Source organism: Pusillimonas sp. ANT_WB101 (assembly GCF_008369125.1).
In the GTDB taxonomy this organism is placed as follows: domain Bacteria; phylum Pseudomonadota; class Gammaproteobacteria; order Burkholderiales; family Burkholderiaceae_B; genus Allopusillimonas.
This window is the reverse complement of the sequence record NZ_VOAY01000001.1, coordinates 1,435,832-1,458,430: the sequence shown is the minus strand read 5'-3', so window position 1 is coordinate 1,458,430 and position 22,599 is coordinate 1,435,832. Positions and strand designations below refer to the sequence as shown.

Annotated in this window: 14 protein-coding genes, 1 tRNA gene and 2 pseudogenes; 9 read left to right on the top strand and 8 right to left on the bottom strand. The window is 53.2% G+C overall.

The annotated features are described in order from the left end of the window. Positions 1-116: 116 nt before the first annotated feature. A complete protein-coding gene (locus FQ179_RS06570) occupies positions 117-3,266 on the bottom strand; it encodes a multidrug efflux RND transporter permease subunit (protein WP_149396416.1) in 3,150 nt (1,049 codons plus the stop codon). A 12-nt stretch (positions 3,267-3,278) separates the two neighbouring features. Next, on the bottom strand, positions 3,279-4,469 hold the full coding sequence (locus FQ179_RS06565) for an efflux RND transporter periplasmic adaptor subunit (RefSeq protein ID WP_149396415.1): 1,191 nt from the start codon (positions 4,467-4,469) through the stop codon (positions 3,279-3,281). A 766-nt stretch (positions 4,470-5,235) separates the two neighbouring features. On the opposite strand from FQ179_RS06565, the gene FQ179_RS06560 reads away from it, so the two are divergent. Then, on the top strand, positions 5,236-5,565 hold the full coding sequence (locus FQ179_RS06560; protein WP_149396414.1) for a type II toxin-antitoxin system PrlF family antitoxin: 330 nt from the start codon (positions 5,236-5,238) through the stop codon (positions 5,563-5,565). Continuing rightward, the gene (locus tag FQ179_RS06555) at positions 5,562-6,074 is read left to right on the top strand and encodes a type II toxin-antitoxin system YhaV family toxin (protein ID WP_149396413.1); all 513 of its coding nucleotides are present in this window, start codon (positions 5,562-5,564) and stop codon (positions 6,072-6,074) included. Before FQ179_RS06560 ends, FQ179_RS06555 begins: the two co-directional genes overlap by 4 nt. 57 nt (positions 6,075-6,131) lie before the next feature. Here FQ179_RS06555 and FQ179_RS06550 read toward each other — a convergent pair whose 3' ends face one another. Continuing rightward, positions 6,132-6,644 (bottom strand): DUF2501 domain-containing protein, encoded by a 513-nt coding sequence (locus FQ179_RS06550; protein ID WP_149396412.1) that lies wholly within the window; start codon positions 6,642-6,644, stop codon positions 6,132-6,134. A 338-nt stretch (positions 6,645-6,982) separates the two neighbouring features. Here FQ179_RS06550 and FQ179_RS06545 point away from each other — a divergent pair, with 338 nt between their 5' ends. Continuing rightward, complete coding sequence (locus FQ179_RS06545; protein WP_149396411.1) at positions 6,983-9,346, top strand: hypothetical protein; 2,364 nt, start codon at positions 6,983-6,985, stop codon at positions 9,344-9,346. Positions 9,347-9,519: 173 nt separating this feature from the next. On the opposite strand, the gene FQ179_RS06540 is transcribed toward FQ179_RS06545, so the two are convergent. Further along, positions 9,520-9,972 (bottom strand): hypothetical protein, encoded by a 453-nt coding sequence (locus FQ179_RS06540; RefSeq protein WP_149396410.1) that lies wholly within the window; start codon positions 9,970-9,972, stop codon positions 9,520-9,522. 173 nt (positions 9,973-10,145) lie between these two features. Between FQ179_RS06540 and FQ179_RS22645 the strand changes: the two are divergent. Further along, positions 10,146-10,346, top strand: a pseudogene (locus FQ179_RS22645) (IS3 family transposase); the annotation flags it as partial. 15 nt (positions 10,347-10,361) lie between these two features. Here FQ179_RS22645 and FQ179_RS22640 read toward each other — a convergent pair. From FQ179_RS22640 to FQ179_RS06515, 4 genes and pseudogenes are all read right to left on the bottom strand, one after another. After that, positions 10,362-11,303: a RimK family alpha-L-glutamate ligase gene (locus tag FQ179_RS22640; RefSeq protein WP_255474921.1), complete on the bottom strand. Its 942-nt coding sequence runs from the start codon at positions 11,301-11,303 to the stop codon at positions 10,362-10,364. A 2-nt stretch (positions 11,304-11,305) separates the two neighbouring features. Next, on the bottom strand, positions 11,306-11,878 hold the full coding sequence (locus FQ179_RS06525) for a hypothetical protein (protein WP_149396407.1): 573 nt from the start codon (positions 11,876-11,878) through the stop codon (positions 11,306-11,308). A gap of 301 nt (positions 11,879-12,179) precedes the next feature. Next, positions 12,180-12,255, bottom strand: a tRNA-Ala gene (locus FQ179_RS06520). A gap of 1,131 nt (positions 12,256-13,386) precedes the next feature. After that, positions 13,387-14,803 (bottom strand): annotated as a pseudogene (locus FQ179_RS06515) (IS1182 family transposase). A gap of 335 nt (positions 14,804-15,138) precedes the next feature. On the opposite strand from FQ179_RS06515, the gene bilR reads away from it, so the two are divergent. The 5 genes from bilR (at position 15,139) to FQ179_RS06490 (ending at position 22,524) form a co-directional block, all read left to right on the top strand. Beyond that, on the top strand, positions 15,139-17,058 hold the full coding sequence (bilR, locus tag FQ179_RS06510; protein ID WP_149396406.1) for a bilirubin reductase, long form: 1,920 nt from the start codon (positions 15,139-15,141) through the stop codon (positions 17,056-17,058). A gap of 715 nt (positions 17,059-17,773) precedes the next feature. Then, complete coding sequence (locus tag FQ179_RS06505) at positions 17,774-18,280, top strand: spore coat U domain-containing protein (RefSeq protein ID WP_188074520.1); 507 nt, start codon at positions 17,774-17,776, stop codon at positions 18,278-18,280. Positions 18,281-18,342: 62 nt separating this feature from the next. Beyond that, positions 18,343-19,095 carry a molecular chaperone gene (locus tag FQ179_RS06500; protein WP_149396404.1) on the top strand — a complete coding sequence of 251 codons (753 nt, stop codon included), beginning with the start codon at positions 18,343-18,345 and terminating at the stop codon, positions 19,093-19,095. After that, positions 19,046-21,511: a fimbria/pilus outer membrane usher protein gene (locus FQ179_RS06495; protein ID WP_149396403.1), complete on the top strand. Its 2,466-nt coding sequence runs from the start codon at positions 19,046-19,048 to the stop codon at positions 21,509-21,511. The genes FQ179_RS06500 and FQ179_RS06495 overlap by 50 nt, the downstream gene beginning before the upstream one ends. Continuing rightward, the gene (locus FQ179_RS06490; protein WP_149396402.1) at positions 21,508-22,524 is read left to right on the top strand and encodes a spore coat U domain-containing protein; all 1,017 of its coding nucleotides are present in this window, start codon (positions 21,508-21,510) and stop codon (positions 22,522-22,524) included. The genes FQ179_RS06495 and FQ179_RS06490 overlap by 4 nt, the downstream gene beginning before the upstream one ends. The last annotated feature ends 75 nt before the right edge of the window (positions 22,525-22,599 follow it).

Sequence of the window (22,599 nt, the reverse complement as noted above, 5' to 3'; positions counted from 1 at the left end):
TAATCCTGATGCGCTGCTTCCAGGAAGGCAACCCCATCCTGAAAACGTCGCACAAAAACGGTTCCGATAGGCTAAGTGCCCGGCACCCAGGCTCGAGCAAAATTTCAAAAATCACATCACGTGTCCGTCGGCGGTCTTTCTTTCTGCACACCCGCGCCATCGAGTTTGTCGCCAACAATGCGGCGCACGATCACGTAAAACACCGGAATCAGCAGTAACCCGAAAATCGTGGAAAACAGCATGCCGCCGATCACGCCGGTACCGATGGCATGACGCGCGTTAGCGCCAGCGCCGCTGGAAATAAAAAGCGGGAACACGCCAAGAATGAACGCGAACGAGGTCATAAGGATAGGCCGAAAGCGCAACTGTGCTGCGGTCAGCACCGATTCACGCAGGGTTTTTCCTTCCTTGCGTGCCGCAACGGCGTACTCGATGATCAGAATCGCGTTCTTGGCCGCCAGGCCGATTACGGTCACCAGCCCGATCTTGAAGAACACGTCATTGGAGAGGCCGCGCCCCATCGTAAATAGCACTGTGCCAAGCAGCGCGAGTGGCACGATAAGCAGCACGGCGACCGGTACTGACCAACTCTCATACAAGGCAGCAAGCGCCAGAAACACCACCAAGATGGACAGTGCCATCAGCATGGGCGCACCGCTGCTCGATGCAACTTCCTGAAACGACTGGCCTGTCCAGTCGAAGCCAAAGCCCTGCGGTAGGTCATGCGTCATGATGCTTTGCATCGCATCCATTGCCTCGCCCGACGCATAGCCGGGGGCCGCGTCGCCCACCACCTCGATCGCCGGGTTCCCATTAAAACGCGCCAAAGAAGGCGATACAAGCGACCAGTGGCTCTTGATCACGCTGGAAATCGGTATCATCGCCGGCGTGCCGTCAGCGTTCTTCTGCGTACTACTGGGCGTGTAGAAATCATCGAATGCAGAGCGGTCCATACGATACGGCGCGGCCGCCTGCAGCATCACAAACTTTACACGCCCCTCTGCAAACATCTGGCCAGCATTGGTGGGCGCGAGCATCAGGCTGGCCGCATTGGCGACGTCGGTGGCGGAAAGCCCCATCGAGGCGGCCTGCACGCGATCGATCGTGAAATCGAGCTGAGGCGTCGGCGGCAGCTGGTTGGGCCGCACATTGACCAGCACCTTGTTTTCCTTGGCTTTATTCTGCACCGTCTCGAGCGCTTGATTAAGGGCGGTGCGTCCGAGTCCACCGGTATCTTCGAGGTACATGTCGAAACCACCAAACTGCCCGAGACCATGCACGGTGGGCAGGTTGACGACGACAATAGACGCATCGCGAATCTCTTTGTGCAGTTTTGCGTTCAGCTTTGGGATCAACTGCTCCGCAGAAAGCGTGCGCTTACCCCAGTCCGTCAACTGCATGTACGCCATGCCGTTGTTTTCACCCGAGCCAACGGGGCTAAAGCCGATGATTTGCATTACGTGCTCGACCTCAGGTTCCTTTTGCAGCACGCCCCATACTTGGTCCATCACGGCTTCGCTGCGCTGCTTGGTCGCGCCCTGCGGCAATTGCACCATCGCCAGCAAGTAGCCTTGGTCTTCTTGCGGCAGGAAACTACCCGGTAGCTTGACGTAAAGAAACCCGGCCGCCAGCACTACCACGAGAAACACAACCATCCAGCGTGGAGCATGATGCACGGCGTGGCCCACATGACCAATGTAGGTACGATGCGTCCAGCCGAATACGTCGTTAAATTTACGATACAGCAGATTTTTTTTGCGCTCGTGCTCCGGTTTCAGGTAGCTTGCGCATAGTGCCGGCGTGAACGTCAGCGCGAGAAACGCCGAGAAGAACATCGACACCGCGATCGTTAGCGCAAACTGACGGTAGATAATGCCGGTTGAACCCGACTGCAACGCCGAAGGCACAAACACCGCCAGCAGCACGGCGGTGATGGCAACCACAGCGCCCGAGATTTCCTTCATACCCTTGCGAGCCGCCTCCTTGGGCGATAAACCCTCCTCGGTCATGATGCGTTCGATGTTCTCGATGACAACGATGGCATCATCCACGACGATGCCAATGGCCATCACCATGCCGAACAAACTAAGCTGGTTGACGGTGAACCCCAGCGCATCCATGCCAATAAAAGCCCCCAGCAGTGCGACAGGGATCACAATGGCGGGGATGATGGTGGCGCGAAAGTTTTGCAGAAAAAGCAGCATCACCAGAAACACCAGCACCAGGGCCTCGGCCAGTGTCGTTAGTACGTCCTGGATAGAAATTTTGATAAAGGTTGTCGTGTCGTAAGGAACAAACCAGCTCACCCCTTCGGGGAAGCCCGCCTGCAGCTTCACCATCTCTGCGCGCACGGCCTTGGCAACGGCCAGGCCGTTGGCACCAGGCAAGGTCTGGATCGCAAAGGCACCGATCGGCTTACCGTCGTAAATGGTGTCGAAGCCGTAGCTTCGGGGCCCAAAGTCTGCTGTTGCGATGTCCCCGAGCTTGACCACCGTGCCATCGGAGTTGGCACGCAAAATGGTGTCGAGAAACTGCTCTGGCGTTGAAAACAGGCCCTCACCGGCCACGTTGGAGGTAAAGCCCCAGCCCTTGACGGCCGGGTCTGCGCCCAATGTTCCGGCTGCCACCTGAATATTCTGCGCTTGCAGCGCGTTGATTATGTTGGTCGCCGACAGGCCATAACCGTGCATTTTCTCTGGGTTCAACCAGATCCGCATGGCATATTCGGCACCGAACTGATTCGCCGTCCCCACGCCGGGTACGCGTGAAATTGGGTTCAGCACCTGCGAGGCGACGATGTCGTTCAGGCGGTCCCGGCCGATGGCGGGGTTATCCGAGCGTAAGCCGATGGCCATCAACGTGTCTGGGTTGGTCTTGGCGACAACAATACCCTGTGCAAGCACCTCCGGAGGTAACAGCGGCTCAGCCCGCGAGACCTGATTCTGCGTTTGTACTGCAGCGATGTCGGGATTGGTGCCAGGTTTAAAGGTTAGCGTGATCGCCACACGGCCGTTGGAGCTTGTCGACGAATTAAAGTACAGCAGGTTGTCAATGCCGGTAAGTTGCTGCTCAATCACCTCAGTCACTGAACCTTCGGCGGTGCTGGAACTGGCACCAGGGTAGTGAGCGACGACCGAAACCTGCGGTGGCGCAATATTGGGGTACGACTGTACGCCGAGATTGTTGATCGCCAGCACACCGCCCAGCGTGATCAGGATGGCAATCACCCAAGCAAAAATGGGCCGATCAATAAAGAAATTCGACATGTCAAAATTCCATTACTGGTCGCCAGCGGTTTTAGAGGGTGCCGAGGCAGCGTCCGCTGTCGTAGCAGTCGATGCCTCTGGCTGCCACGGCTCCGTCCGGGCTTGTGCACCAATCTGCACCACCTGCACCCCCGAAACAATCACCTGATCCCCCATATCCAGGCCAGATGTGATGACCCAGTTAACGCCCTGTGTGTCATTCGTAGTCACGTTGCGGTGTGAGACCTTGCCGCTCTTATCCACCACCAGCACATAAGGGCCTGTGATGTCGCGCTGCACCGCAGCTTGCGGAATGAGAAACGCGTCATGGCGTTGACCTAGCGCCAACTGCAGATTGACATACATGCCCGGAAGTAGTTTGAATTTTGAGTTAGGTAACAGCGCACGCAAGGTGACTGATCCGGTAGAGGGATCGACCGTGGGTGCCGAGAAATCCACGGTACCGAGCTCAGGGTAGGGCGTGCTGTCGGGCAGCGTGACCTTGACCGTGGTCTTGCTAGATTCAGTCAGCTGAATGTCTCCATGTTCAGCCGCCGTCTGCAACGCGTTCAGATCATTCGCGCCGATCGTAAAGTTGACGTACAGCGGATCCAGTTGGCTCACCGTCGTAAGCAAGGTCGCCGAACCCTGACCCACCAGCGCCCCCTCGGTAACCTGCTGTTGGCCGGCACGACCATCTATGGGCGATGTGACATAGGCGTAACCCAGATTGATACGCGCTGTTTGCACGTACGCTTGGTCGGTCTGAACGGTCGCTTCATCTTGCCGCACCAGGAACTTCTGGTTGGCGTAAATTTGCTCGGCAATCGCTTTTTGCTGATTCAGCTTTTGATAGCGTGCGAGGTCTACTCGCGCCTGATCGAGGCTCGCCTGATCTTTGGCCTGTTGCGCCGTAACGCTGGCCAGCGCAACTTTCAGGGGCGCCGGATCAATTTCGAACAGCAGCTGCCCCTTCTTCACTTCACTGCCTTCAATGTAAGCACGCTTGAGCAATACGCCTGCAACCCGGGCATTCACGTCGGCGCTGCGAAACGCCGACAGACGGCCGACCAAATTTTTAACGAGTGGCACGTTCTCCGCCTGCGCAGTCACCACGCCAACCAGCGGTGGTGGGGGTGCCGGTGCCTCGCTCTTGCTTTCGCCGCAGGCCGTCAACAGTAGCGCCAGACACCAGGGTGTAGCGCGCAAAACAACGTGTTTCATGGGAGTAATGACATCATGAGTACCCTACCATCCGAAACCCGTGCGGGATGATCGGCGGCTTGGGGCGTCATGTTCGTATCAGGAAGCGATCACCGCATGCATCGCGTTGACGCGCCAGTGCCACTGACGCAGTCATACACGCCTGCCCGTTGCGCTGATGCAAGAAAGCATTTTGCACAGCGAGGGACTACACGTGGGGGGAAACCTGAAAACGAATTGGCGGCAGACACCCAGCATTTTCGAATCGACCTGACGCCGATCCTGAGTACTGTTGGCAGGCACCGCCAGCGCGCGAAAGTCGCTATGGTGCATCTCGTGCGGGCAAAGTGCCGCATCTGATAAATAAGACAACCCTTTTTTGACGCAATACAGGCAACCGACCAGCGCCGCGCCTGGTAAGGGAAAAAATGCCACACTGCCAGCGACGGGTTCAGGGGAACACTCGTCTTTTGCAGGTGTGGCATCAGGTCGCTCATTGTTTATCCGATAGATATTTAACCAATGAGATTTCAGTATATGGAGCTATACGTATATTGGTCAAGACAACATTGTGCGGTTAACGTAGACATTGCCGAGTGGTTAACCGCCAATGATTGCGGCATCTAATCTCCAGCCAAAAATTCCCGTCAACATTCTTGGTTCAGATAAGTCAATCAACCCATCATGGTAAAGATATGAATATTGACCTAGACAATGCCAATGCATTGCCGTGACAATGCGAGTGCATTATTCTGGTCAAAATCTACTGCATTAACCGGAGCGCGCCATGGCTGCCACCCTCGAAGTTGAATCCACGCTGACTGACCGCTACCAAACCACGGTGCCAGAAACCGTGCGCCGCGCCTTGGGGTTAAGTAAGCGCGACAAAATTCAGTACACCATTCGCCCCGGCGGTGAGGTCGTGCTGACGCGCGTTAAGCCTCCTGAGCAAGCCGACCCTGTCCTTGGCGCTTTCCTAGGGTTCCTGGCGCACGATATCGCCACACACCCACACCGACTCCAGGCCGTCGACGCCAGCTTTATTCAGCGCCTAAAATTACTCACCGGCGATACAGAGGTTGATCTCGATGCCCCCTTGTCGGCGGAGGATGAGTGAGTTCGGGCAAGCCCACACCCTTGCAGTTTCATGGCTGGACAGTATTTGCCCATCCGCTGTTTCGTGCGCAACTTGAAGCCTTGACGCAGCAAGTTAAGGCGTTCAAGAAAAAGGATGCTGCCGGGTACGTAAAGAAGAACGCCACCAAGCGACTGGCGGCGATCACCACGCTGGCGTTTGACGTCATCCCGCAAGACCCGACACGGCCAGAATACCGGCAGGGCAATTCGCTAGGTAGCAGCTACAAGCATTGGTTCAGAGCCAAGTTCTTTCAGCAGTACCAGCTTTTTTTCCGCTATCACGCAGCAAGCAAGGTGATCGTGTTTGTGTGGGTCAACGACGAGGACACCGAACGCGCCTACGAGAGCAACGACGACGCCTACCGGGTGTTTCGCAAGATGTTGGGAAGCGGGCATCCGCCAGATGACTGGAATCAATTGCTGGCAGAGGCCCGTGCCCAAGGGCTGCGTTTGCAGAAATTTGCTGCTGCTGCGGGATCACCCGACTGATACTAACCAGGGCTTGAATGTTGGTGAACCGAACGGTTTCCCCGCGTGGGGAAGCCTTTACAGAAGCGATGAAGCGTTATCAAGCACATAGCTGCAGGCTTTGTCCTTTAGATCACTCTTGAGCTTGCCCAGATCGAAGGTAGAACCACCGCTACCCGACAGCATGCCAGCCAGCCCCTGCTGATAGCCGCTATCTTGCTGCTGTTCTTGCTTGCCGCCTATACCCACTTTGCTCAGTAGCTTGTCTTTAACACTGGCGGCGTCAGTGCCACCCAGGTATTTGTTCTGGATGCAATACTGCAGCACCCCCGCCGCATTGCCGGCTGTATCGCCCGCGATGCTGGGCAGGCCCAGAGCCGCACCCAAGCCGCTAGCGCCACCCAAACCACCCAAACCACTAGTGCTACCCATTGCGCTTGTTCCCGACGTCGATTGAGGCGCTGTGATACCGCCCAGGCTTTCTGTTGCCTGACTTTTGATGCTGTCCATCAAGCCCGACGACCACGCGGGGGTAGCCAGACAAACTGACAGTGCCGACGCCAGCAATACTGTATGCAGGGTTTTATGCATGAGATTTCCTTTTCAGCCGAAACGGCGGAATATAGGGCTTTCGCCTCGTTGGTATTTTATCATCTGAGGCTGGCCGTAATGTGCTGGCGGGCGTTATGCGCGATAGGCTACTCTTCGTCACCAAGGTGGCACTTATCCAGCTGGACCAACTTGTGCGGCTTAGGGTCGAGTTTTCCTGACCCCTAAACATCTGGCGTTATCGCACAGCCCCGGTCGAAATCAGCGGTGTCAACGTTGGTTCGAACTCAAGCGGATATTTTTCGCGTATTGTCTCGATCCAGCAGCAGGCTACTGTTCAATCACGCTGATTTGGCGTACATATTTTTTGGAATCGCACCATGCGTTATCTGCTGGCGTTAGTCGTTCTTATGTTTGGTGCAAGTAACCCAGCGTATGCCAAATGGCCAACAACGATCTGGACGATTCTTGATGACCCCTCGCTCGGGGCACAGCCGCCTATAGGCGAGCGCAAGATCTTTGCGCAAAAATACAAAGAAAGCTTGGAGCACGCTAGTTTCTGGTTTCAATCCATGTCTTTCCAGGCACCTTACCAGTTGAATGAAGAAGGTCGTTTGAGTTTTGAGGGTGGCGAACGCTATGTGGGTTTTCTAAACGCAAATCCATTAACACAAAGTTCAACTCATGGCTCAAGCGGCAAAATGATGCTGTCTACGCATCGTGGCTTTTTAAAGCCGACTGGATCGGTAGAAGAGCTTTTCGAGGCGTCTGCCGTGCATGAGCTGTTTCATGGTATTCAGAAAGCGAATCCAGAGTATTACAACTACGCCACCACTGAGGAGCCTGGACCCCAAGAATGTTACGACGATGAGACCGCTGATGATTGGCTAACGGAAGGCTCCGCCTCAGCCGTGCAAATTCAATACATGGAACGGACGCACGCATACACCTATGGTCATGGGCTTAAGGGATCACCACGGATCACTTGGGCCCGTTTCTTTGACCAGCCGTTGGATTGGGGCAGGTTCAAACCTTACACCCCCACCAAAACCCCGAGCGGGAATTTCTCATGGCAATGTGCCTATGGAACCTGGTATTTTTGGTACGCCGTAGGCAATATGCTTGGCAGTAAGGATCCACGGGACTGGCGTCGCACTGCTTACTTACGATATATATTTGAGCAGAAAGGTGGTTGGCGGGGAACGGGTTTGGCTAAGGTAGATGCTGGTCTAAAGCAGGCAGCGCAAAAGCTGAATGCCATTGCTCCTTATCATGGCGGGCTTTATGCGTTGTACCCCCAGTTTGTAGCGCAGTATTTAGATGTAGACGAGTTCTACGAAAACGTTGAAAACGTTGTATTGACGGTGCCATCACTCTACGAGCTTAAAAGCAAGGCTAAAGGCGAGGCTAAAAATACCAAGAAAAATGAGCTTACAAGTATCCAGGCAAACGATCTGATTGAGCCGGTGGCAACACGAGTATGGCGGTTTCGGATTCAGCCTCCGACCCATACCACGCCTATGCCGTATACCGTTCGGTTCGTTCTCGAATCCCCAGAACAAAGCAGCCGGGATGGGCTGCATCTGATTGTAGGCAACGAGGTGATTGCCCGTCCAATTGATCCAGATAGTCCATACAGTTACACACGCCGTACCGACCTGGATGCGCCTAATGAGCAGGGCGAGTTTGAATACTTTGTGCGACTTGCTAACGTGGCGCACGACGCGGCAGCTACGCAACCAGCAGAATTCACTTTAAGGGTTGAAGTTGAAGGCTTTTACGGTGAAAAAACTGGGCCTTCAAACCAATCTATTGCTGGTGAGCTTCCGCCAGGTTTTGAAATTAGCGGCCCAGGCAAGTACTGGACATGCTTGGGCGGCGATGATGCTCGTGCGTCGTTTACGATTATTACGCCTGATGGTCACGCCGATCAACTGGAACGCATGTTGCCGCAAGGGCTGAAGAATCTCGAAAGCGACCTTGATCGCGCCGAGTTGGACGCGCATGCTAAGGGGCCCGATGCAGAACTAAAGCTTATTCAGCAAGAACGTAGACGGTTTGAAGCCAGCATGCAGTCCATGATTGAGAACGGCGATGTTAACGACAAAGTCACGCAGGCTGCTAAAGAGATTCGACGCAAAGACGAAACTTATGTGCAGGCTAAATTGTATGGAACGAATGCAGAGGGAAGCTGCAACGTAATGTTTAGCGTGACGCTGCCCGGCCGGCAGCCTGTAGCCCAAAAAGTTACAGGGCGGCACTTCTCCATCACCATCACCCCAGAGTCAATGGGGGATGCGTTGGATACAGTGCGTAACTTTGCTGCAACGCTAGAGCTTCCGAAAATGGATACGGACAATATCACCGAGGCGGATATTTTACGTCTAGTACAACAAATGAAACCATTTACAGAAAGCCCGTCGGCCGATTTCGAGGAGCCCGGTTCAGGTTGGACATCATGCAGTTTCAACGAAAGAGGCTGCGATGTCGGTGAGCTGACTCTGGAGCACGCCAGGCTCGATCACTTGTCTGGCACATTCAACTTTCGCGTATCGCGGTCAAATCGTGAAGATCACAGGCAAGAATATGGTGATGTAACAGGTTTTATAAATATCACCTCGGCGCAAACGCAAAACAGTGACAGCCTGCTAGATTTCATGAGCCGCGGAGAGCGAGTTGGCGAACCGCTCTATCTGCCAGGGATAGAAAAACTTTTGCCGGGCGGATCTATGTTCGGAAAATAGGGCTCTGGAGAGAATTTCAACAGAGTCTCTCCAGAAAAAAAAACCAGCCGAAACTGGTCAGGATTTAAATCTTGGTAGTGGGGTAGTGAGCTGAACTGGGAAGAAATCTCCGAGCAAGATGGTAAGGAATAGCGGGGAAATGGCGTAGTTTAGCGCTTCTGGCCGTTCCGCTCTTATGCAGCTATCAGCCGCCCAGCCGTTGCTAGTAGAAAGATAGCTGTACCCAACCCCCAAGCGCCATTGACGAGAAAAGCGGTTATCACGCCAGCGGAGTGAAAGCCCCCGCCCATAGGCAGGCCCTTGAATGGTGACACCACAAACCACGCTACCAAGCTTGGGCCGACCGCGCCAAACACGATTGCGGTTATCAGGTAGGCGAGCAGGTTACGAGGGAATTTACACTCAAGCAGGACAAACACCAAGCCCCAAATACCGCCCCAGAAAGCCAGTGACCAGATTTTTGGCACACCAAATGGTGCTGTCGGAGCAAGGGGAAAGGGCGCAAATGAAACGAAGTGAACACTATGGAGCAACGTCAACATTGCTTGGTGAAAGACAAGTACTGCAACGAAGCCTGCCGCAAAACCGAGCAGATAACGAGATAGTTTGTGTGTTGAGTCTGTCAATTCTTAACCTCTTAGAAGTTTAGTTTGCGACTGCTGTTGATAAGAATACTACCTCTTTGATACATCGCAGCATCAGGGCAGCCAAGGTGAACTGCATTGCTGGTGCATAGTCCCTCGCAACGCTCAGCGAAGTGTCGGGCTCAGTCTTGAACTTGGCGTGCTCAGCATCTTTGAGGGTGTTGCAGGTCAGGCGACATGCCGCCAGGGGGCGACAACCACAGCTACGCAGCCAGCGGGCGCGTAAGGACGAACAACTGAAGCCGCAGATCTATCGAATATGGGAGCAGAACTTTCGCGGCTACGGTACGCGCAAAGTCTGGATGCAGATGAATCGTGAAGGTATACGCGTGGCACGGTGTACTGTCGAACGCCTATCCATGCCTAACAAACTATCCATGCGATGCCGTCAGGAAGTCGGCCATGTACGAAGAAAGCGGCACGCCGGTCAAACCTTCCATAAACAGAAACTGTCCTTGCGGGTTTATTTCCAAGAAAACGATCTCATCGTTTTGGTTGATTTTTGCATCGATAATACCCATGGCCAAGCCAAGATCGTGCACCAGCCCAATAAAACGTGAGACCAGTGAGTCTGACAATGCCACCTGCCGCATCGGAACCTGCAGATCAGGGCGCCAGTCCAGGTGGGTGGATTCTAGTTGGATGGCTGTGGCCTGTTGGCCGAAAACGTGCACTCTTAGATGCGCCTCGCCTTCAATAAGGGCCTGGTAAATAGCCGGACAGGCTACAAGGGCCGCGTCATCAGTAAGGTCGGCAGCGGTGATCCGCCGTGTGGGAATAGAGAATTCCGATGTGCCGCGCACCACCTTCACGATGGCCTGGTCACCCTCTTGCTCGACAAAAGCTCTGATCTGCTCTGGATCGGCGCTGACCAGGGTTTTAGGTACCGTAAGCCCGGCCCTGATCGCGGCCCTCAGTTGCACCAGCTTATTATCGGCCCTGACTTCAGCGGCTGGGTCATTGACCCAACGCCCCTGGAAGTCTGCAAACATCAGGCCGGTCATGGCCGTGCGGCACTCGGTGGGGATAAGCGCACGCGCACTGGCGCCCACGCCTTCGTCAAAAGCTGGGCCCGCCATTACGCGTCGCCACCAGACCGTGTGTACGTCTCGTGGAAGCACGAGCTGACCGTTGATATCGCGAATTTCGGCCAGTGCCCGGTCAGAGGACCAGGATAAAGAGCGGCTATAAGCCAACCTATCGGTAGCAATATGATGGCAACGGTGGCCAAGTTTCCGGATGTGATCGGCCACCAGGTGGGCGTGGAGATCGTCATGATGAGAGAAGATCCCCACAGTTTGCTTAGCGGTCACGTTTATTCGTCATCGCAGTCGCATCGGCCCGCCGCGCCACTGCCGCCACGGCCGCAAAACGTAATTGTGCCCCCATGCCCAGTGCCGATGTCGAACGTGACACCGAACTGTTTTTGGAGTTCGCCAACCCAGTCTTTGAATTGGCTGGGTCCTACGACTTCATAGGCTAATGGCGGGAAATCAAGCACTATTGGCAGCGCATCCCATGGCCGCATACGCCCTGAGGAGCCTTCAGCTTTAGCCTTGGCGCTGGCGGCTGTTTCTATGTCGGAATCAGAGCGGGCTGCTGGCGCGCCATCGCTTCCACAGAACGTAACAGTGCCGTTTTCGGCATCGAGCTTGGCACCTGTACGCTCGGTAATTTCCGCCTGCCAGGCTTTTAGTTCCTTGGGCTCTAGCGATCGATAGGCCGTCGGCTGAAACTTCAATACCAACGGTTGCTTGGGAAATTCAACGACTTTGCCTTTGGGCACGTAGCCGTCTTCAAACTTGAGCACAGTCGTGCCCGTGCCTGATTTTATTTCGGCAAGCTGATCCTTGATATTTTCTGCACGGCCCAGTTTCAAATTAGACATCGAAACCGGCTTCCTGATTGGGGACTCTGGCATGGTGTCTTCTCCTTGTGTGATAAACGTTAACTGACCAGATTACGATAAGACCAGTGTGGTGTCGCCGTCTGTTTGAACGGGAGAACGACTGAGCCTGCTATTGATGTATTGCTCTTCTTTGGGATAACGGCTGTGGGATTATGCTGGGCAGTCCATCGAGTTATGAAATGCAACCGCCAGCGCTCAAGAGGAAATACCCCTAACTCCCGCCAACACAGGCGCTCTGGGCAAAAAAAATCCTAACCGATAGCGGTCAGGATTTTAATACTGGTGGAGACGAGGAGGATCGAACTCCCGACCTTCGCATTGCGAACGCGACGCTCTCCCAGCTGAGCTACGTCCCCTGAACCGATATTCTACAAGCTTTTAGCTCCGGTGGGCGTCACTGGGAACTATATAGATCAACAGGTTAGGGCGCATAGTTGCTGCCAGCACAGGCCAATGAGTTAATGAAAAAACACTGCCCTGATGCAGTAAGTACAATCTTACACGAAAGCGCCCACGCAATCAACTAACTTAATCTTTAAAATCAAATGGTTAAGTGACTAATTTGAATGAAAATTGGTCATTTCGATGGGGTATGCCATTGGCGCAATTTGGAGCAGGATTGGAGCAGAAATCGCCCCCTATTAAAGTGACGTTGTTCAAGTGGTGGGGTAGCCCTACGGTGTGCGTTGATGTGGGCTGCGAGCCTTCTGAGCCTTGCCGCTTATCAAAGGAATATTTCTGTTATGTGTGGCGGCATTGTCGCAAAACCTGAGAGTGGTGACACTGGTTCGTGTTCGAAGGGCTAGCCTGCAGCGCTGGTTACAGGGGGTTAGAGCTGCCAGTAGCAGGTGGAGGGTTTGGTTTTCGGTTATCAGGTTGTGTAGCGCAAGTTGGGTACAGCGTTGTGCAAGGTGTAGGCTGTGCCGAGCTTACTGCTCCGTTGCACTGGTACCGCCTACCGACGGGCGCGTCCCTGCAAGTAGGTAGAGACCGGCAAAGCAGAGTGAAGGGGGTAGTTTTTATCGTCTCCGAGTGGGCTTCCCACTACCTACCGCCTTGCACAAAATTTTCAAGTTTTCAAACTTTCAACATCTAGCAAATTGAAACCGAAAACGGCGACTGCAACCCACCCACCATCTCGGAGAAACTCGGGCACAAGTCATGGCTACGGTTCTGGCTCTATGTCTTCCCAAGCATATTCCAAGACTCTATATTGTTTGACAGGGGCGGTGACCATCGTTAGAGTTCTATTAAGTGCATGATAAAAACAGACTTGTCCAAGGCTAGACGAGGCATCACCAGACAGATTAAGTGTATTTACCTAGGCTTGATCTGATAAACACTGTTCGGCCTGTCAGGCAGCAAGCGACCTATTGTGTTGAAAAACTCGGTTTGAACGCTGAGAAATAGGTCTGCTCAAGTTGCTTTAGGCTGATTGGTTTTCCAGCGCGACGCGATTGCATCAGGAATCTGTCCTTTCCTTACCCTCAAGCGGGCATTTCTTGTGTCTTTTGATCGCTTGTTACCAACCACTTTGCCATTCGTCGTAAATTCTGCGCAGTCGCCGCCAGCAACAACTCATCTTGTGCCCCCGAGAGCCCTCGTAGTCGCAAACGATCCAGCTTCAAGATGCGCTTAAGGTGAGCAAATAGCATCTCAACCTTCTTTCTGTCGCAGCGTGATTGCTGGTACTCAGGCGTTGCGGCGATGGCCCGAGCCACATTCCGCTCGGCTTCATGGACGCTGCGAGCGATTTTACGCGTTGGCGTGTTTGGACAGCATTGGCCTTTCTGCGGGCAGGTAGTGCAATCAGATTGGCTGGCTCAGTAGATAATCGCGTCCGCTTTGGTGATGCGTGTGCGTGGATTTTTGAATGCACGCCTGTCACTGCGTAATGCATGTCCTTCTGGGCAACGGTACTCGTTTTCCTGTTCATTCCAAGCAAAGTCACTGCTTGAGAAAGTACCATCCTTGCGCTCGGTTTTGTCCCAAACGGGAACGTGCGGCTCAATGCCTTTTTCCTGAACCATCCATCCGAGCATAGGGCCCGTTCCATAGGCTGTATCACCCACCAAACGGCGAGGCTTGAGTCCGAACCGTTGTGCGACCCGATCCACCATGATCTTGGTCGACTCCACCTCTTGGGTTCGATAGGCGGGGGTCGCTTCCACATCCACGATAAAGCCCGCCTGTAGATCAATCAGGTAGTTGGTCGAGTAGGCGTAGAAAGCTGGACCGCCTGGTGCTGCGGTCCAGCGCGCGGCGGGATCGGTCAATGAAATGTTCTTCGCAGGTGTTGTCGGTTTTGTCGATGTGAGGATGTCCTCATCGGTTGGATTGCTTCCCTCCAACGCTTCGAGGTATTCGCGCACCGCGCGGCTTTGTTGCTCACCTTGGCGCCAGTCAATGGCTTCAGTGCCGGGGATACCACGTGCTCGATTGGCGTCAGCCTTGATGACACTTGCATCAATGGCGAATCCTTCACCCGCCACAAGGCCTTCGGTCATGCACCGGCGCAGGACGGGTTCGAACACATGACGTAACGCCTCACTAGCGCGAAAGCGACCGTGTCGATTCTTGGAAAAGGTTGAGTGGTCAGGCACCGCATCTTCAGGCCCCAGGCGACAGAACCAACGATAAGCCAGGTTCAGATGAACTTCTTCACACAGCCGACGCTCAGAGCGAATGCCAAAGCAGTAACCCACATCCAGCATACGCACCATCAATTCCGGATCAATCGATGGCCGACCAGTGTGGCTATAAAAAGGGGCAAGATGCTTGCGCAAATCACCCAGGTCAAAAAAAGCGATCAATGCCACGCAACATGTGCGTCGAGGGCACGTGATCATCAAGGTTGAAGGAATAAAAGAGCCTATCCTGCACGCCCGTTTGTTGACCCATCATCGCGGTGCCCTCCCGTTTATCGACTAAACGTTAAGATATCTAAAATGCGTGCGTTTCGGGGAGTTTTTCAACACAATAGGCCAGAAGCAGTCATTGGCGTCTGCGCTCGAAAGCGGCTGGTGGGGGCAGCCCAGCAGGCTACAAGGTGCGACCGCCGAGTAGCGAAACAAACCACCGGCATTGGAAGTAGCGATGCACCTTAGCTTTGCTAAGGTAAGTTTGGCTACTGATTAAGATGGATGTTGCCAGAGGGCAGCTCTCGGCACATTGAAAGGGACGGTTCCCCGCAATCGTGCTCACATCCTCTTCAGATTAACCAAAGAAGGTAATTCGTAATGAAGCTACTGGAGCCGATCAGCATCGGTGGTATCACTTTTAAGAATCGCGTAATGTTTCCCCCGCTCACCACAGGATATGAAGCGAAGGACGGCAGCATCAGTGCACAGAGCAGAGCGTTTTACACGCGTCTTGCCGAGGGCGGCACGGGCTATATTGTTCTGGGCGATGTAGCACCTATACGCAGTTTTGCTCCCACACCCAAACTTTTTAACGACAGCCAGATCAAAAGCTTCCGCTTACTCGCGGATAACGTGCATGCATATGGCGCAAAGCTCGGCGTGCAGATTTTTTATCCCGAGTATGACGTTGATGCCCTCAACGCGCTGTTTGACAATGGCGAAATGGATAACGTGCGCACTCAACTGCACCACGACATGCATAATTTCGTGAATGACGTGTCCGAAGCCACCCTGATGCAAATCATCGACAAGATGTGCGCCTGTGCGGTGCGCGCGCAGAAAGCGGGTGTGGACGTTGTTCAGGTCCATGGCGACAGGCTTGTAGGTGCACTGTGCAGCACGCAGATGAACCAGCGGGCAGATAGATACGGCGGCTCTCTCCAGAACCGCACGCGTTTTGCATTGCTGCTGGTGCGTGCGCTTAAAAGGGCCGTGCCGACCATGATCCTCGACTACAAATTGTCCGTCGTCACGCCAGAGCGCGGCAAAGGCGGCGTTGATGAGGTCGACGCGCCGCAATTCGCGAAATGGCTTGAGGAAGCTGGCGTCGACATGTTGCATGTGGGGCAGGCAAACCATACTGGCAACATGGCAGACACGATCCCGCCGATGGGTGTTCAGCCCTACTGCTTCTTTGCGGATATCACCGGCGCGGTGAAAGAGGCCGTCTCTATCCCCGTCAGTACGTCTGGGCGCATCATCGACCCCGAAATGGGAGAGGGTGTGCTGCAATCCAACAAGGCCGACATGATCGGGATTGGCCGTGCGCTATTGGCCGACCCCTACTGGGCGAACAAGGCCGCTGCAGGAAAGGCCTTGGACATCGTCCGGTGCATTTCGTGCAACGAGGGCTGCGTCGACGCTGTCCTAAACCGCGGGTTCATCGCCTGCGTGGTCAATCCCGAGAACGGCTTTGAGGAGACCCGCATCGTCACACCCGCGAAGACAGCGAAAAACGTAGTGATCATCGGAGGCGGCCCTGCAGGGCTTGAGGCTGCGAGAGTCGCTGCGAAAAAGGGGCACAGCGTCACGCTGTTCGAAAAAGAAGCCCGGCTGGGCGGGCAGTTGAACATCGCCGACGTGCCGCCGCGAAAGATAGAAATACGCCGCGCCACAGAAGATCTTGTGCACGCGGTCCGCTTCGCGGGCGTGGTGCTGCGCCTGGGCGAAACAGCCACCCAGGAAGGCGTGCTCGCATTGGCGCCCGACGTCGTGATCCTGGCGGTTGGCGCGTCGAGCTTCACACCCCCTATCCCCGGCGTCGACGGCCCGAACGTACGTGATGCGTGGAAGGTGCTTGCAGGAGCGCAGGACGTGTCCGGACGCGTGGCAGTTGTCGGCGGTGGCGTGGTCGGTTGCGAGACGGCGGAACTTCTTGGTGCGGAGGGTTACAAGGTATCAATTGTGGAAATGCAGGGACAGATTGCAAGCGGCATGAGTACCACTGTTTTACCAACGATGCTCGAAAATTACAAAAGATTCGGCGTAGAGCAATACACGGGACACAAGGTGCTGGAAGTTGCCATTGGTCAATTGATCTGCACGGATAAGGACGGCAGAGTTGTAAAAATACCCTGCGACAGTGTCGTAATCGCCACCGGCGCTCGCCCTGTCGCATTCCAGACTGAGGGGCTGATTAACCAAGGCATAAAGGTCGTCATGGTCGGCGACTGCCGCGACGTGGCCGATATTTCACACGCAACCAAAACCGCATATGACGCAGCGAATGCGCTTTGAAATAAGATGTAGATACCGCGAAAGCATCTCTTGTGGTTCAAAATCGCGCAATGAGAACACTGTTCGAGTTGAAATCAACTCGAACAGTGTTTCTTTGATTGACTTCTTTCCGCAGAGGCACCCAGCTGGGTAAGTTGAATGGGCTGCTCTGAGGGTCTATCAGGATCCAGAGCCAGCGACCGCATTCTCAGATGCTGGGAGCCCGCTCGAGGTCGTTTTCTGCATGACAGATCGAACAGTGTTTGTCAGGTGAGGTCTGGAGTAATACAGTTAAATTCCACCGTGTATTTCCCTCTCCGTTGTTGATCCGACATTTCGTGCCCCTTTTTTTACAATTTAACTAGAACGTGCAAGTAACATTATGTAGTGTTAACAACATATTGGAGAAAACCCATAGTAATTAAATGTGTCATTATGAAACAAAATTATAAAACAAATTTTACGGCGTCGAATTACAGGAGAAATTGCCTTTTTTCATCTAAGTTAATGAAGTAAAAGTGTATTTTAATTTAAGTCACGAACTAAATTTGATAAAACGACATCGGTTAATCTGATTTTCTATGATAGCGATCATTGATTTAAACGAATACACCCTCACGAATCACAGAGTTGGCCTATCTTTATTGTTTCAAATCCCAGACAATGTCGATTGTCCAACTCCAATTGCCTTATGCAGAGTTGCTCATTTTGTAGCGTCTCAACAATAATGAACCATATGAAAAACTTAAAAATTAATGCCATTTGCGCTGCAACTGTAATTACTCTGACGGCCTCCACCGCCGCATGGTCTCAAGCTGTGAACCCGGCTACGGCAACCTTCAACGTTAATATTACATTAGCAAAAAGTTGCACCGTCGTCGCCGGGCCCGATATCGCATTAGGGACACAATATCAGGGCAACGCCGATGTGACAGGAAATAGCGCGTTTACAGTAACGTGCACTAAGTTGACACCGTATACGATTGCTATGACGCCCTCAAATCTCGACACAACGGGTGCTGGTGAAATGGCCGGAACATCTAGTCCGGACCTGGTAAATTACAATCTGTATCAGGCTGTCGCAAGTACCCCGTGGGGAAATTCTGTTGGTACGAATACCGTTGCCGCTACAGGTGACGGCTCTGCACAAACTCACACTGTTTATGCCACGGTGCTCGCGACAGAATATATTAACGAGCCTGATACCTATTCTGACTTAGTTACTATCTCGGTTGCTTATTGAGCGCGATCAGCTTGTCGCACTTTCTGAAGCTTTGGGGAGGAAGTCTTACGGTAACGTTTCTCTTGCTGTTTTCAGGGGGGCAGTTTGCTAATGCCGCCACGCTGCAGGTTGCTCCGGTTTCCGTAACGATGCTTCCGAAGCAAGCTGCAGTGAGTTTGTGGCTTAGCAATACAGGAAACGACGCCATTCACGCCCAGATCCGTTCATTCGAGTGGTCACAACAAGATGATCAGGATCAGTACAAAGAAACGACGGACCTACTAATAAGCCCGCCCTTTATAAAGCTGGAGCCTGGCCAGCGCCGCATGGTTAGAGTGATGCGCGCTGGTCGTTTAAACTTGACACAGAGCGATGTAGACTCACGAGCTTCGGGCGCAGCAGCAATGGATATGTCTCCAGAGAATCAGGAAAAGTCATATCGTCTTATTATTGATGAACTGCCTGTAGCGAGCCGTTCCAAAAGCCTCAAGTTCGTTATGCAGTATTCAGTTCCGGTTTTTGTGTCTGCAGTCAGTGCCCCGCCAATAAAGCCGACGCTTCGCTGGCGCGTTCAGAACCTAGCTGGCACTCAGATGTTAGTAGTGAGTAACACGGGAACAATACATGCCCAGCTCGCCGACGTAAAGCTAGTCACCACGACCGGCAAAACCCTTGAAGTGCAACGCGGATTACTCGGATATGTGTTGCCGGGCTCAACCATGCGCTGGCGCATACCTTTTGCAATGCCATCAGCGGTAGCCCAAAATAAAATAGAGACACTGCTCAATGGCGTTATTACGCGAGGCATTCAACTTTCGGAAAACACGGCCCAGTGAGCATGTTGGTCTGACCTTAGCGGCCCTCTTATCTGCTTTTTCCCTTCCTGTTAAGTCGGCATCACTACCTCCCCCACCCGAAGTCATAAAGCGCCATATACCTTCCGTTACGTCGGTGGCTTTGGCGGGATCGCCTAAGATCCCGTCCAGTATCGACCTTTATATAGACGTATATGTAAATCAGACGCCGCGTGGCATCTACCCATTTACTTTTCGTGAAAGCGAGCTATGGGTTCTACCCAAAGTGCTTAAAGATATCGGCATTCGGTCAATGCAAGAAGGTGATGTGCCTGTACGAATTAATGGGCTCGATGGTATCACTGCTCGTTACGATGAGGAGTACCAGCGTCTCTTTGTTGAAGGGAGCATGGAAAACTTAGCTTTGCCTCTGACGACGGCCGGATTGCAGGATGCCGAGTACACGCCAGCCAGCGCGTCGCCTGGCGCGCTGTTGAATTACGATTTGTACGGCATGCGGCAAAGCGACCATGTTAGTAGCTTGAGTCTATTTTCTGAGATTAGGGCGTTTGCCGGCAACACCGTAGCAAGTTCGACATCGCTAGTTCAAAGTTTGCACGGAGTGCCTCAGTATTCGGGCGTAAACACGGTAAGACTGGATACGTCGGTTAGCACGTCTCTTCAAAAGAGTATGCTTACATTCACCGCCGGAGACACTTATACCCGTTCTTTGAACTGGACCAGATCTACGCGAATCGGGGGCATACAATTTGGGCGCAACTTTAACCTGCAGCCCTATCGGATCACTACGCCGCTACCTGAGTTATTTGGCTCCGCGACTGTGCCCTCGGATATTGAGCTTTTCGTAAACGGGTTAAAACAATACAGCGGTCAGGTGCCGGCAGGTCCTTTTCAGCTTAATGCTATGCCTGGCATATCGGGAGCAGGTAACGCACAAATCGTTATGACTGATGCGCTGGGTAGAATGCAGACGCTTGATTTTTCACTTTACGATACTCAGAGGCTCTTGAAACAAGGACTGACGGATTGGAGTGTGGAGCTTGGTGCGGTTAGAAAGCAGTATGGTTTAAAGTCCTTTAGCTATGGATCGGATCCTGCAGTCAGTGGCACGCTACGTCACGGCTTGAGTCAAACGTTCACGGCAGAAACCCATTTTGAGAGCACACGAGGTTTAGTCAATGCTGGTCTAGGCGGTGTATGGGCCCCAGGACAGTTGGGCGTGTTTTCTGGTTCTCTGACGAGCAGTCGCTACGAGCACCGTCAAGGCACGCAGTGGAGTGCAGGGTACGATTGGTCTGGGTCAAGCTTGAATGCAGGCATTAATGCCTTGGGCTCGAATGACAATTATCGCGATGTGCCTTCTTTATATGACGCTAAAAATATTCGTAGCCAGATGCGAGCTCACATGGGATTCTCGCATCCTGTGCTCGGAAATACGGGCCTGAGTTATTTGAAGCTTCAGTATCAAGGGGAGGAGGCGCTCCGTTACGGCAACCTCTTCTGGTTTAAGTCTTTGGGCCAACGAGCCTCACTCAGCCTGAACGTGAATCAGAACCTTGATCGTCGTCGAGATCGTAGCGTCTATCTGGGCTTGACCATTTCGCTAGACGGTGACATCTCCATGAGCGCTGGCGCTCAACGCGATGGCGATACTAATGCACTCACACTCGACGCCAACAAAACGACACCCTCTGAAGGTGGCTGGGGCTGGCGAGTGAACGCTCGAAATGCTGACCAGCAGAGCGGCGGTCAAGGCCAGGCAGAGTATATGGGTCGATACGGACGAGCGACAGCAGGAGCACTGAGCGTTGGCGATTTGCGTCAGGTATACGGAGGCGCTACTGGTGCAGTCGTATTTATGGGCGGACAGACTTTCGCCAGCAGGCGGGTTGACGACGGTTTTGCAGTTGTCTCAACCTCGGGTGTCGCTGATGTGCCTGTGTTGGTAGGCAATCGCCCTGTTGGTCTTACCAACGACATGGGATATTTACTGGTTACGCCTATCCATGCCTATCAGCGGAACAAAATTGGCATCGACGCACTGTCTTTGCCGGCAGATTTTCATATAGATAAAGTGACGGCCAACTCTACACCAACTTTTGGTGCAGGTACGATGGTACGTTTTGAGATAAAGCAGGTAAGGGCCGCGTCCATAACCGTGCACGGACCTGACGGTACACCTTTGCCAGTTGGCTCACCAGTGCGTGCGCTAAAAACCGGTGAAGTGTCTATGGTGGGTTTCGATGGCTTGGTCTATCTTGAGAATCTTCGGAATGAGAATACGCTGCAGATAGACATTCAGCCAGAGAACGATGCAGAAACATCGGAGGCGCATTCCGTCGGTAGATGCAAAGTTGATTTTTCTTATACTGGGCAAGGGCGAAGTGTAGCATCGCTAGGTCCCTACACGTGTACGCCTTTAGAGGTAATGCCATGACTGTCTCATATCTCGCCCAAGCCTCCAACGCACTTGCGAAGATGCTTATTGCCATTGGGATGGCTTCGATGCCAGGCTTAGCCTGCGCAATTAATTTCTCATGTAACGCGACGATGTCTTCAATGACGTTTAGCGATGTCGACTTGGCAAACAACGTTGGACTAACCTCTACCGCGACCTTGAGTTATCAGTGCAAAAATACGGGAGTCGCTTTAACCCGAAATGCTCGAGTCTGTTTCAGCATCGGTGACGGAAGTCAGGGTGCAGGAAATTATAATCCACGCCGGATGATCGGCAGTTCGAGTAATGTACTCCAGTTCCAATTATTCCAGCCAGATGGCAATACCATTTGGGGTTCAAAAAACAATGGGGTGGTACCAGCTCCTGTGGAGATCGTGTTGACTGGTGTTGGCCCGGGCGTAACACGTAGTGGTGTCATTATGATGCAGGGCCGAATCATTCAGGGTCAAGCGCCGATTGCACCTGGAAACTTTCAAAACAATTTCAGCGGCAACAACACGAAGATCAGTCTGGAATCGGCAACATTGTCGGTGCCTTCTAGTTGCGGCGTAGATAACGATGGGAATTTCCCATTTCAGGTTACAGCAGTTATTAGCAAGTCCTGCAATGTGGACGCATCAGATATGAATTTCGGAGTGGTTCAGCACCCAGTGCTCGCCACAAACGTTGATGCGCAGAGCGACATTTTCGTTAACTGCACTCCCGGCACGCCCTACAATATTGCTCTACACCCATCCAATAATAGTTCCACTGGTGCCGGACTAATGTCATCTTTAGGGGGGATATCTGGCAACACCGACAAGGTCCCCTATCAACTTTACCGCGATGTAATCAGCACGGGGAAGCAATGGGGCAGCCAAATTGGCGTGAATACTTTGGCCGGCACTGGAACTGGCCTGAATCAGTCTTATAGAGCTTATGGTCGTGTTCCCTCAACTAATTTCGCTGCTGATAGCTACAGAGACGTGGTAACAGTGCGTGTTAATTACTGAATTTTTGAGTCAGACGCCGGAAATGTCTTGCGGATGGTAAGCACTTGCGGCCTATGATTGGCATGACTGATCATT